Source organism: Anabaena sp. FACHB-83 (genome assembly GCF_014697485.1).
Lineage (GTDB): Bacteria > Cyanobacteriota > Cyanobacteriia > Cyanobacteriales > Nostocaceae > Nostoc_B.
Map to the genome: position 1 here is coordinate 1 of NZ_JACJRY010000052.1, position 12,419 is coordinate 12,419.

Here is a 12,419-nt window from a genome sequence, read left to right on the forward strand (position 1 = left end):
TCTAACGCTGCAAACTCCTTATATTCACCATCACCATCGGCAACAAACACTAATCTCGAAGCGTAGCGATCGTGTCCCGGTGGGTGGTCACTAGCTCGGATTTCTACATTGTATTTTTCGTCGGGGTTCCATTCTTTACCCTTGAAGTTGTTAGCCTCATTACTCAGTGTGCCGACTCGCAAATCAGTAAATTGCAGTTCCCCCAAGCGCGAGATAATTTCCTCACTGAATGCCGCGAACACAAAGTTAGGTGTTTTCTTCTGGATTTGACTTTTATTTTGAATTTTGAATTTTGAATTTTGAATTGATTCAAGTTCATCCTGCCTCGCCGCCCCAACACTCCACGCTGCCGCCGCCGCCGACAATCGTTCGGACTCTGGTATGCTCTCACAATATGCTTGGGCAAATTTGTAAGCCTGCGAGAACATCAACCGCGTTTGTCCTTTGGTCAGTTCGGGACGGAATTCAACCAGCTTGGCGTTGTTGGTTGTCATCCCTGGCTTGAGGTTGTTTTCCTCTATTGACTGGGGGCTGATTGTGCCGAGTCTACGAAACTTAGGATTACCATTATCATCCTGTTCGTTGTTAATTTGGGCGATCGCCAATAATTTGTTGCTGCGCTTGTCCTCTACCAGCTTCAAGTTGATAGATTCTGCCTTCCAAATGCCCGGATGCTTGTGGCGTAAGAGGTTTGTCATCTCCAGCTTAGTCCCCTGCTGCGTTTGGATAATGGCTGATGGCCCTCGCTCTGTTTCCCGCCGTCGCTCCATTGCCACGGCAGCGTTGTACAGGCGGTCAAATTCATACTTTGCAGCGATCGCACTGAATCTCTGCTGGGGTGTAAATTCTACATCTTTAAATAAATTGCTGAACTGGACTATAGGGCGTGATTCCAGTTTCGATTCTTGGAAGTATTTGTTAGTTTGGTTGATTAATAATTCGACTGGGGAATAGCCCGTGGTTTTGATGCCGGAATCTAAATAAACTGAGGTTGATTTTTTATCTCTAACATAGTCTACCTTGCGGTACAAATAGCGATTATTTTCTTTAATTAAATCCATTTCTGGCTTTCGGGAACTTTTGAATAAGTCCACCGCGACTTGATTGTGATAACACGCTTCTTCGATTAATTTACGATATAGTATACGATTTTTATCCATCGCCTGCTCAATGCTTTCAGGCGTTCTATCTGGGTTTTGAGCGAGTTTTACAAATTCTTGTATATTAGGTTTATACTCTTCCCTAATAGGCTTGGCATTATCTTCTTCTAGTAGTTTTTCATAATGTTCTAGTACTCGGTCTAAGTAAGCTGATTTTTGCTCAGAAGTTCCGTAAGTTTTAAGGATTTCGATTTCAGACTCTAAAGATAAAAGTGAGGTCACTTGATTATTAATAATGCCCACACTGATGCCATCGCTCATGTGTATGGCTATTTCCTCAAATGGTGGTTGTTCTCCGTTAATATAAAATGATTGCTTTTTCTCTTTAACAGTAGGAGCATAAGCATTTTCGGGCTGATTTCTGTACTCGGCTTCTGCTGTAAGATTGGGGTATTTCCTAGCAAGCGTCACTCCAATACAATCGCCGTCAAAATCTCGTCCTTGGCGCTCTGATTCGGTTTCTAATGGGGCTATTTCGTCAGGCTGAAGTCTCGCTTTAATGCGTTTTAAGTCTTCATCGTTGACGACGATAATTCCTTTTAACGGTTCACCATCTGGCCCTAGTCGGTCATCGACAAGCTTATTAGTTGAAACACACAACCCGTTAGAGTTGAGGAATGGTGAACGGAAATTAAGAACTTTTTCACCTTCATCCAACCAAGGAACACAAATTTCACCGTTTTTCAATTCCTTGGATGAAATAATCATAGCTCTATCAAAAGTCAGTGTCCCTCCCAAAGCGATATCTCGCCATTCACCCTGGACGAATTTAGCAAGCTCTCTCCTGACCTTCTCTGTTTCTAAAATTTGGTTATGTCCACTCACCAAATCAGCTTTGATGAGCTTGTACATTAATAAATCATCTTTCTGTGACCCTTCATCCAAATCATCACTTGCTTCAAATTGTTCTTCAGCTTCATTCCATGTGAGCAATTCCAACTGTTTAACAAGTGAACCATCAGCAACTTGTTCAGTGATTTGTTGTTCCAGAGAGGCTTTCTGTTCTTCTGTGAAAGCTTTACGTTTTTCATATTTCTCACAAAAAAGTTGAGCCACTTTTCTGGGGTCACTTTGGGATTCTGCTAACTTTTGGGCTTGAGCTTCTAGTTCTTCAGCGAAATCTTTAATACCTTGGGGGAATGATGCTAATAGTTGAGATATTGCTGTTTTACCGCGCTCTGACTGTGACTTTTCACCTAGCCATATTTTCTGTGTGTAGAGTCCTGGTTGAATTTGGGGTTTAATTGCTCCCCCTGGACGGTCTTTGTCTGTGCCTTTGAAGCTGGAGAGGGGGAGAATTAGGTCGATTTTTGGCTCATTTTGGGGGTTAACATATTCTACACTATCTAGTTTATGTGGTCTTAAGGTTCCTTTTCCAAATCTATATTTAGTATCTTCTCCATCGCCTTCTCTCCAACCAAAGCGATGCTGAATGACTCGGTAATCTTGTTGTTCTTCCCTTTTTGTCAACTTGTCATAAAGTTGAGTTGAAATTTGTCCGTAACAATCTCCTACTAATTTGAAAGCACTTTCTCTTTTGAGAATTCCTCCATTTTCACCAGCTTTGTCCGGATCTGAATCATCATTTACTACTAGGATATTGAGAGTTTCATTAAGAGAATTTTTGCAAGAACCTAAAAAAATAGAACCATAAGCACCCCGGTCTTTTCTATCAGGGCATAGCTTATCAATCACTTCCAAACATTCTGGTGAACCATAAAGCAATCTAGTCTTAGAAGATAATAAGAGAGTATGCCCATTTGGATGATTTTTTAAATCTTCTGGGGTACTATATTCATCTAGATGTCCAAAAGAAAACTCTTTGTCAGGAAAGTAAAATTCTAGTAGAGTATTGTCCAGCTTTTCGGTTAAAATTGATTCAGGATTCTTGCTATCTCCGTCAACATGAATCCAAGTATTTAGTCTGGTGTCGAAGTGTTTAAATTCTAGAGTCATAGCTCTTCAAATATTAAAACTTTATCAATTTTGTGAGGTGTTAATTATGGCGAAAATAAATATGTCTAGAACCAAGAGATGGTTCAATATGCACAAAAAAGAATTTTTACCTGATGGAACAATGAGGGATGAGGTAAGGCAACAAAAAATAGCTGAAGGGAGTCATCCAGGAGCCGTTGATAGTTATGCTCGTAGGTTAAAGGCGGAGTTTGATGAATGGAAGCGTTTGGACGAAACACAACCAGAAGAGTGGATAGAGTACACAGCCTACGACTTCTTCACTTCTGAGGAAAAGAAACAATTTAACCCAGACGGTACTCTTAGAGCCGACTATATTGAGTCTGCGTTAAAACAGGGAATTAGCGAGGGATGGTTGGCAGAAATGGAACGCCGTCAACAGATTGAAGTAGAAAACTTCAATAAAATGTCAGCATCCCACGCCGAACAAGGGATTAACTATGGCGCTTGGCTAATGCGAAGTCTCAAACCTGCTAACGGTACATACCAACAACGCCGCCAGCAAATGGAAGTAGACCTAAGAAACAACGAAGAACCAAGCAGTTTACCCTTCGATTTAGACACACCACCGTTCATCTAAATAAACACCGAGGTTGATGTTATTTGGACGGGCTTACCCAAAACAAAATCAACCAACTTCTGCCCACTAACAAGAATCACCTGGGGACAATCACCAATCATCTGTTTTGATTTGTCCCCAGTTTTCCCTGTGTGAATGAAAAACCCTCCACTAGCACCGAGTTGTTCAATAGTTTGCTGGAACTGTTGTATATGCTGCGGGTTAATATAATCCGCATAACGCTTGGCTTGAATCAGATATAAACTGCCCGAAACCCAAACCCGACCATCAACACCGCCGTCGCCGCTATACCTGAGATTGCGCTCAATTCGCCAGCCTTGTTCTTGACAACAGGTTAACAGTAATTCCTCAAAAACATAGGGACTAATTTTACGTAATGTCGCAATTACTGTTGGCAATTCAGCTTCAGGGTTTTTGCTACGGAGCCATTGCAGAACTGCGTTAGCGTGGTTGATGTTGCGCTGGTGTTTTGTTTGGCGTTTGGGTGATTTCTTCCTTTTTAGTCGTCGTTTAAACTTCTTGGTTGGACTTAATGCCCAAACTATCAAAAGTATTACAACAACAATGATGAAGGAAACAATTAGCTCCACTGGTTTTATTTCATTGATATTACTGCGTAGATGCTTGCGGCTTGTCGTTAGACATCACTCGTAGTGGAGGTAGACTTACTCGTGAAAAAATCAGCAGTCTACCCTTTGATACCAATTAGGGTGCTTGAACAGGGGCATTAACTGAAGCTGGATTGTGCCGAGCCTGAGTAAAAGCCCAATTGAAAACGCCAATCATGCCGAGAATAGCAAAAACAGTTATAGCTACTCTCTGAACAGAGCTAAATACTGACAATTCTTTTTTGGCATCAGTGTAAACTTTGTTGAGCAAGTCAAGTTGTTTGTTCTGACTGACAAAGTAATTTAAGGCATTAATACAGGGTTCTACATCTTCCCCCTGTGCCGCTTTTTGAAAAAGTAAAGCCTCTAATTTCTGCTGATACTGAATTGGAGTTAAATCAGAGTTTAATATCTGTGGTTGAGATATTTGTGTATGCTTGCTGGAGCCATTCAGTGTTGTCAATTGGTGCTGCATATTTTCCTCGAATTTGTTTGGTAAATATTCAGTAATATCAATAATTTGCATTAAAGAATTGATATTACTAGAGTGGTGTTATGAAAAGTGAAAGAGGAATATCTTGAGTTATCCAAACAGAGTGTATCTGCTGAGTTCTGCTAAAACAATCTACAGGAGTACAAAAAAATTCGTACTTATTTCTGTAGATTTTTTTGCAATTTCATGCTAAAGCTCTAGTTCGATGCCTTGACTTCGGACATTAATTGCTTGCTGTGGCGCAGGGGAATCTTGTTCTAAGGGATCTGTACCATCAACAAAAATTTCCTGCGCCAACGTCCGTCCGTCGCCATCAATATCAATTTCAAGAATGTATTCCAACACATTGGACGGAACACCCTGGCGAACTGCAACAGACAACCATGCCTTTACAAATTCTCCACTAGCCGCACTGTTGGCTAGAACTTGTAGAGCTTTTTCGGCATCCTGAGTAGTGGCTTTCGAGAGGTCTTTTACGCCAGCCTCTTGCCAAACATCACCAAAATAACCTAGATAACGCTCATCAAAGTTCTGTTCTTGTGCGAATTGTAATAACTTTTGGGTTTGCTGTTCGATGTCTGTTGGCATAAATTTAGTGCATCAGCAATGTTTATTGAGATTTTGGTGGAAAAAATTTATGCGATCGCTTCTACCAAAAACCGAAATCTTTTAATTGCGAATTAAAGGGTTGGGATTATATGGTCAAAAAGCTATTCTGCTTGCCATTCCAAAGGTCTGTTTCAAGAGTGCGATTTCGGACACCTGGATGTTGATAGTTATCTGGAACCAATGGTTGAGTGCGTTTGTAACCAAAATGATTGTCCAGTTCTTTAATATAGGTAATATGTGCAGTCCAAACATCGGCCACTCTGTCCCCTAAACCCAGAGTATCAAGTGGTTTGGGAATATCAACACCTCCATTCCAAGAAATCGGTATACCTTCTTTTTGGAAATGTTCTGTTAATTCAGGGCGTACAAACTCAGATGTACCCCCGCAAATAACAACTTCATTAAATGCAGCTATATTTCTAATCCAACGAATTAAAGCGCGACAGTAATCATCGCGCACAATTGGGAGAACTGAATTAAATAACTTTAAATCAGATTCAATTTCTTCACCACTTTTGCGCGACAAAGAACGAAGCGCATTCAAATTGCCTTTGCTGGCTTCTACTAAGGCTTTAGGTAATCGCTTGTCATTTTTTAATAATCCAACAGAAGTTCGCTCAACAAATTGTTCTACCACCCAATTCATACCTAAATCTGTAGATTCTGAAGCACCTGGATTACCCTTTTTGAACAAAAGAAAAGAAGCATTACGATAACCCAACATCAGCAATCCGATGTTTTTCTGTTTGAATGATTCACCTAATCCACGTCTTCGATAAGCGAGAATTCCACTACCTTCTGGGGCTACCTGAAAGTTACGCAACTTAGCTTTTAGTTTTCCCGTAGGCGTGATGACACCCTGGCTTAAAACTGATGCCAATTTTTTACCTAATTCGCCACCATCAGATATTTCTCCAGGTGGTAAAAGCAAGTCTACATAAGCTTCTACAGCCTTCAAATCTAATTGATGACAAGCCCACCACAGCAAACCAGTTATTTTTGGCAGGGCATAATGATACTTCAAATCTTTAAGTGCTGCTGTACCTGCAAAAGCATCTTTGGCTAAAGCGCCTAAAGCATAGTATTCTTCGCCAATTCCCACCCAAACATAATCAGAATACAATCGATTTCCCAGGTGTGTAATTGATTCTCTTCGCACATCCGCTACTTCGGGTTCCATTGCTATTACCATTGGTAGACCATCAGGATATATCTGCACAATCCCTTTGCTCTGGCTACCTCCTAAATCAAAGGTAGCAACCATTTTTGCCAAAACTTGTGAAACTCTATTCATTTTCTCACCCAATTATTAAACACCGAACAACCTATTAATCTGCTTCAAATCCTCTGACGGTTCTATTGTGAACAAACCGTCACCACTCTCATCCCAAAGTTGGCTATCGTTGAGCATTGGCTCTCCACTGTCTGCACTAGATTCTAGAAATGTTTCTCTAATCAAGGCAGCTTGCGCTTCTAATCGCTTGATTGCCCAAATTGCCCCCCGCCTCAGTTCTTTACTCCCTGCGCCAGCATCACAAATAGTGAAAGGCAACCAATATTCTTTGAGAGTCATCATCACTATTTCTGGTAGCTTCCCCAAGCCAAACGGCTCCGTTTGCAGATAGTTAATTATCTGTCCATCAATAGTGTCTGCTGTTCGCTTGATTGAAAGAATTACTTTTTGATTCTGTTCCATTTTTCTCACACAAAGATTTTGCGCGTTAATTCGCGCTAATATTTCCTCTTTCACTTTGTAGAATTAAATGGAAAACTCAATTAATTAAAGTCTAAGCCGATTCCTTTTCCTTGACAAGCTTAATTATCACTCCCACTAAATCCATGTAATTAGTGGGGTTTTAATCATTCAATTGTATACTAGATTACTATTCCCCAGGACTGTTTTATCACTCTTCTACAGCCGTCCTGAAACTGCTAAATGACTGTCCTAGAGCATCTCTTTTCTCGCCTCTGCGACTGTCCTGTAACTGCTTTAGGGACAATGCGCTTGATGGCTGCAACAATTCTCCGGTGGCAGGATAAAATAACCATACCTACTATGGTTTCATTTTCTTCTGATGGCTGCGCTATCCTTCACACTCACTCAAAACATGAAATCGCCATTCGTTTGCAGTTTTTTTGTAATACAAAAATGCTGCATTTGTAATATAAAAGTTTATGTTGCCACTCACCATTCTCAGGATTGAAAAGCTCAAAACATTTGGTAATGTCGCCGGAAGTGATGACCATGTTTTAAGGAACCGAGAAACGCCCAACGCTGATCCAACTAAAGAGAATTTTCGGTTAATTGGAGGACAAGATAATCGCCCACTGTCCGAGATAGTCAAAGAAAGAATTTCTACGCTACTGCATCGTCCTCGAAAGGATGCGGTGTTATGCACTGAAATGTTTTTAAGTGCATCTCCTGAATATTTTCGTCCTCATGACCCATCGGCTTCGGGGCATTGGTCTGATGAGAGAATGCAGCAATGGGCTATTGCTTCTCGTGATTGGCTGGTGGAAAACTATGGTTCTCTTTGTGTCAGGGCAGAACTTCACTTGGATGAAAGTACCCCACACATTCACGCCTATATCGTGCCAGCCAATGAAAAAACAGGCAGAGTCAGTCATGATGCGATGTTTGGCGGCAGAGGTGGACAAGGAAGAATCAAGTTGTCCAAACTCCAAGACAGTTATGCAGAAGCACTCGCGCCTTTGGGTCTTGAACGAGGGGTGAAGGGCAGTAAGGCAACTCATACGAAAGTTAAAGAGTATTACCAAGCGGTTAATAGCGAACCACTAAGCAACGTTTGGTCGAATCAGCAATTAGCACCGCTACCTTTGGAATCAGCCAGGGCTTACATTGCTCGGATTCAGGATAATGAACACTTCCAAGCGATTAACCATCAACTTGCTGACAGAAAGTTTATGCAAGAGCGATTGAGAAGTGCGGAGCAACGAGCCAGGAATAGCGAGAAGGAGCGACAACGCTTAGAAAAAAAAGTGCGATCGCTTGAATACCAAACTCAACAACTGCGGGACTTGCCCCTAGAGCATGTCGCTTGGGAGTTGGGGTTACATCATGACCAAGGACGGTGGAGAGGCCACGGTCACATCATTAATATAGATGGCTCGAAGTTTTACAATTTTTCACCGGAGCAACAAAAGGGCGGCGGCGGTGCGATTGACTTGGTGATGCACGTTAACTCTTGCAGTTTCCGAGAAGCGATCGCTTGGCTCAGTGATCGATTCGGGGAAGCCGGGGCAGAAAGAGCAGCGATCGCTCACGCCAAGAATGCAACAAGTGAGATTATCCAGTCTGAACCTCGTCCGCAATTCCGACTACCAGTTGAGGACAAAGCCAAATGGCAGTTAGTCTCTAACTACCTCACCCAGAACCGGGGAATAGGCGAGAATCTGGTTCAATCTCTCCACGAACGGGGGCTAATTTACGCTGATGATCAGCAAAATGCTGTGTTCGTGATGCGGAATCTTGGCGATCTACCCCATGCTAAAGGTGCATTCTTGCGAGGGACACGGGGCGAGAATAACAGTTTTAAGGGTTACGAGAAAGGGACTAAGCGCCGTGAGGGTTGGTTTTACTTTCACCTGGGCGGACAACCGACTGACCCTCCAGAAAAACTAGTGCTGTGTAAATCGCCCATCAATGCTATGTCAATAGCCATGCTGGAGTATCAAGTTAGAGGCGATGTGCCACCCACGAGAACACTGTACATGGCAGTTGATAGCCCCAACAGTTTACCTGTGGAGCAATTGCAGCATATCCCTAATGTGCAGGTGGCTTTTGACCCGGATGAATCGGGCAATGTAGCTGCACGGGCTGTAAAAGAACTACTACCACAGGCTACTCGGCTTAAGTGTAAGGCTGGTGATTGGAATCAGGAATTGGTGCAACTCTCCCAAAAATTGAACCCACAAAAAAATGAGGAAATGGAACTTTAAAACAATAGCCAAAGGTACTATTTATTTTTGTACTTTCGTTGGTGCAAGCAATTATTTAAGATTTTTATGATCTGGTTGGCAACAATACGTCAACCTATGAGTTCAACATTAGTTCAACAAGTTTTTGAGTTAATAAAACTCCAGAACAAGCTAATTGCCATAGAATCTCCCTTGCAAGAGAGAATTCGGCTACTCAAAAACATCGCCAGCGAATGCCAGCAGCAAAACATCAACTGCTACATCTGGACGCTGGAGGACGATGCACTATACCAGTTAATTGTCAACGACCAAGACTTGACATTACAACCTGAAACCAAATATCAGGCGATCGCCAAAAACCGACGCGAACACTATTTTGAAATCTTGAGATTTTGGAAAACCACTGATTTACAAGGCATTCTCATCCTGGAGGGGATGTTTCCCTGGCTGGGAGAGACTTCTAACCCCGACTTTTTTCTCACGGCGGAGTGGATCAAGTCGGCGCTGATTAACCTCAAACTGTACAATCGTAACTCAAACAAGACTGCTATCTTGTTGGGGCCAAATGCCAGCTTGTCAACTGACATTGCACCAGAAGTCCCTACCGTAGTTCAGCAGCTACCAAGTGTTGCTGAAATTGCTAATCATTTACCCCTGATCCTGCCCAATCACAGCGAAACAGATATTAACTCTACCGCGATCGCCTGTGTGGGAATGTATCTTGCTGATATTGAGTATGGTATCAGACAAGCAATCGCATCTGGTTGTCTCAACGCTCAAGAGTTAATCAAAAAACTATTTACCTATAAAATTGACCTGTTTAAGCGAATTTACAACGTTGACTTTTTACTGCCACCAACCATTGAGATTGGTGGATTGGAGCTAATGCAACAAGCATTTAAGCGATACAAACGACTGTTGACACCACTGGCGAAAGCTTATAATCTCCGACTACCCAAGGGTATTTTGCTAATCGGCCCTCCCGGCACAGGTAAATCGCACTCAGCCAAAGCTTGCTCGGCGCGTTTGGGACTTCCTTTAATTATCGTAGAGTGGGGAAGCTTCCGCAGCTACGGCAACTTAGCCGAATACAAGCTCAAAATTTTATTAACATTGCTCGACCGTCTCAACAGTGTCATCTTCTATTTGGACGACTTTGATAAGGGATTCGCCGGGGATGATGATTTATCCAAACGCTTGGCTGGTATGCTTTTAACCTGGATGCAAGAACGTACTAGCGAAGTATTAATACTGGCATCTGTCAACCGATTAGATTGGCTACCACCTGAATTAACACGAAGCGGTAGGTTTGACGATATTTTCAAGGTGGATTTGCCCAACCACGGCGAACGCAACACCATATTCAAGATTCACCTTGCCAGATTTGATAAGCGGTTTCGTGGTGGAGATGCTTTCAGCACTGAAGAATGGCAGAGATTACTTAAAGCAACCAATCGCTGTGTAGGCGCGGAGATTCAAGCGATTGTGGAACGAGCAGCAATCGCTACTTTCTGCCAAATGTTTCCCGACGACACTATGCCATCGGAATTACCACCACTTGAGATTACACTGTCGGCGCTGCTGGAAGCAAGGCAAAACATTAACCCTCTAGCGATTCGTGAAGCTGACCGGGTTGAGAGTATGCGAAATAAGGCTGATTTACAAGGGTTGCCGTCGTCCCCGGTTGACTCTTCTATATACAGTGTCGGTAACGTTGATATTTTTGGGTGAACGTTTATGCAATTAGTAAAAATTCCTTCAGAAAAAGACTTGTACATTGCGGGGTTTAGGTTCCTGAATATTCTGGGGCCTGTCGCCGGTATATCAATTGTTGTGGCAACGTCAACCCTCGTTTACTTACAAACCCGCCCCCAGTATCTACCAGTAACCCACACTTTGACCCACAACAACCAAGTATTTAAGCTAGAGGTTGCCAGTACACCAGAGGAATTGGAGAAAGGCTTGAAATTCCGGTCATCTCTGCCGAGCGATCGCGGGATGTTGTTTGTTCTCGGTAAAGAATACAAAGATGTCCCATTCTGGATGTCACAGGTCAAAATCCCACTGGACATAATTTATCTCAAAGATAATGTAGTGACGACAGTGATTTACAACGCCCCACCTTGTCCCAAAAATCCTTGTCCGATTTACAAAGGTAGTGCTGCGACGCACGTTTTGGAACTCGCCCCTGGTGCTGGCATTCGAGTTGGGGATAAGTTATCTATCCAAAAATTACCAAAAAGTCAATAGCAATACATTTACCTAAAGGCTTGTTTTTTGTTGTTGTTTATACTTGCAGTGTTGAATGAATACATCAAAAGTTGTATGAAGAGAATAATTAATACGGTAAATGAGTAACAAATCATTTCCGTAGACAAAAGTATGATTTTTTTTCGTACTTAGGTTTGTGGGTTTTTATGTTGCCACAACAAATAATGTGGGTGTTCGTCTTTCAGTTATTAAATTAAGTAAGAGAGATGCAAACAACATATACACGCGAACTTCCCTCATCCAAAAAGAACAACAAAATCATGAAAAATAGCACCATCGCCCTCATGGGAATAACAGGTGTGCTGATGATTGTTGAGATGTCAGTCCATAATATATTGCTAGGTGGGTTCATGATTGTGGGAGCAATTGCAGTTGCAATTCCAAAGCAAACACAAGCTTTACTGACTAATTTTGAAAAAATACAACGCAAGTATGGAGTGAATCTTTATGCTGTGCTGTTTACGGTTCTAGCAATTGTTTTTGTATTGGATTTTGCTCATGCTCCAGCAGATGCTCAGTTTTTTCAAAGAGCGCAAACATGGATGAATGGTGTTTTTAACAATGCTGGTGGTAATGCTCAAACACAATTGGTAGTCGCTTTATTTTTTAACGTTTTGCGAGGATTATTCTTGCTGTATTTAGGGATTAGCATCGTGCGAATTATCCAAGCAGCACGAAATGATGAAGACTGGCAAAGTTTAGCAAGAACACCATTAATTATCGTTTTGGCAGTTTTTGTAGCGGATTTAGCTACAGGATTAATAATTGGATAAAAACTCAAGCAT

At 42.0% G+C, this 12,419-nt stretch carries 10 protein-coding genes and 1 pseudogene; 5 read left to right on the forward strand and 6 right to left on the reverse strand.

What is annotated here, in order from left to right:
* Positions 1–3,116 (reverse strand): annotated as a pseudogene (locus tag H6G79_RS31110) (hypothetical protein); the annotation flags it as partial.
* A 61-nt stretch (positions 3,117–3,177) separates the two neighbouring features.
* Here H6G79_RS31110 and H6G79_RS31115 point away from each other — a divergent pair.
* Positions 3,178–3,714, forward strand: a complete 537-nt coding sequence (locus H6G79_RS31115; protein ID WP_190594276.1) for a hypothetical protein — start codon at positions 3,178–3,180, stop codon at positions 3,712–3,714.
* Here H6G79_RS31115 and H6G79_RS31120 read toward each other — a convergent pair.
* The 5 genes from H6G79_RS31120 to H6G79_RS31140 all read right to left on the reverse strand — a co-directional run bounded on the left by H6G79_RS31120 (position 3,711) and on the right by H6G79_RS31140 (position 7,120).
* Positions 3,711–4,304, reverse strand: a complete 594-nt coding sequence (locus H6G79_RS31120) for a restriction endonuclease (RefSeq protein WP_313934705.1) — start codon at positions 4,302–4,304, stop codon at positions 3,711–3,713. The genes H6G79_RS31115 and H6G79_RS31120 overlap by 4 nt on opposite strands.
* Before the next feature lie 115 nt (positions 4,305–4,419).
* A complete protein-coding gene (locus H6G79_RS31125; protein ID WP_190594277.1) occupies positions 4,420–4,797 on the reverse strand; it encodes a hypothetical protein in 378 nt (125 codons plus the stop codon).
* Positions 4,798–5,004: 207 nt separating this feature from the next.
* Positions 5,005–5,403 carry a hypothetical protein gene (locus H6G79_RS31130; protein ID WP_190594278.1) on the reverse strand — a complete coding sequence of 133 codons (399 nt, stop codon included), beginning with the start codon at positions 5,401–5,403 and terminating at the stop codon, positions 5,005–5,007.
* Positions 5,404–5,509: 106 nt separating this feature from the next.
* Complete coding sequence (locus tag H6G79_RS31135; protein WP_190594279.1) at positions 5,510–6,718, reverse strand: ParM/StbA family protein; 1,209 nt, start codon at positions 6,716–6,718, stop codon at positions 5,510–5,512.
* Between the two features lie 15 nt (positions 6,719–6,733).
* Entirely contained in the window at positions 6,734–7,120 is a 387-nt protein-coding gene (locus tag H6G79_RS31140; RefSeq protein WP_190594280.1) for a hypothetical protein, read from the reverse strand.
* Positions 7,121–7,599: 479 nt separating this feature from the next.
* Here H6G79_RS31140 and mobV point away from each other — a divergent pair, with 479 nt between their 5' ends.
* From mobV to H6G79_RS31160, 4 genes are all read left to right on the forward strand, one after another.
* The gene (gene mobV, locus H6G79_RS31145) at positions 7,600–9,384 is read left to right on the forward strand and encodes a MobV family relaxase (RefSeq protein WP_190594281.1); all 1,785 of its coding nucleotides are present in this window, start codon (positions 7,600–7,602) and stop codon (positions 9,382–9,384) included.
* A 96-nt stretch (positions 9,385–9,480) separates the two neighbouring features.
* The gene (locus H6G79_RS31150) at positions 9,481–11,094 is read left to right on the forward strand and encodes an ATP-binding protein (protein WP_190594282.1); all 1,614 of its coding nucleotides are present in this window, start codon (positions 9,481–9,483) and stop codon (positions 11,092–11,094) included.
* 6 nt (positions 11,095–11,100) lie between these two features.
* A complete protein-coding gene (locus tag H6G79_RS31155; RefSeq protein ID WP_190594283.1) occupies positions 11,101–11,613 on the forward strand; it encodes a DUF192 domain-containing protein in 513 nt (170 codons plus the stop codon).
* Positions 11,614–11,894: 281 nt separating this feature from the next.
* A complete protein-coding gene (locus H6G79_RS31160) occupies positions 11,895–12,407 on the forward strand; it encodes a hypothetical protein (protein ID WP_242048652.1) in 513 nt (170 codons plus the stop codon).
* The last annotated feature ends 12 nt before the right edge of the window (positions 12,408–12,419 follow it).

What these genes read in the sequence shown, in the direction of transcription:
- H6G79_RS31115 (WP_190594276.1), top strand. Translation starts at nt 3,178, where the DNA reads ATGTCTAGAACCAAGAGATGGTTCAATATGCACAAAAAAGAATTTTTA.
- mobV (WP_190594281.1), top strand. Translation starts at nt 7,600, where the DNA reads ATGTTGCCACTCACCATTCTCAGGATTGAAAAGCTCAAAACATTTGGT.
- H6G79_RS31160 (WP_242048652.1), top strand. Translation starts at nt 11,895, where the DNA reads ATGAAAAATAGCACCATCGCCCTCATGGGAATAACAGGTGTGCTGATG.
- H6G79_RS31150 (WP_190594282.1), top strand. Translation starts at nt 9,481, where the DNA reads ATGAGTTCAACATTAGTTCAACAAGTTTTTGAGTTAATAAAACTCCAG.
- H6G79_RS31130 (WP_190594278.1), bottom strand. Translation starts at nt 5,403, where the DNA reads ATGCCAACAGACATCGAACAGCAAACCCAAAAGTTATTACAATTCGCA.
- H6G79_RS31140 (WP_190594280.1), bottom strand. Translation starts at nt 7,120, where the DNA reads ATGGAACAGAATCAAAAAGTAATTCTTTCAATCAAGCGAACAGCAGAC.
- H6G79_RS31135 (WP_190594279.1), bottom strand. Translation starts at nt 6,718, where the DNA reads ATGAATAGAGTTTCACAAGTTTTGGCAAAAATGGTTGCTACCTTTGAT.
- H6G79_RS31125 (WP_190594277.1), bottom strand. Translation starts at nt 4,797, where the DNA reads ATGCAGCACCAATTGACAACACTGAATGGCTCCAGCAAGCATACACAA.
- H6G79_RS31155 (WP_190594283.1), top strand. Translation starts at nt 11,101, where the DNA reads ATGCAATTAGTAAAAATTCCTTCAGAAAAAGACTTGTACATTGCGGGG.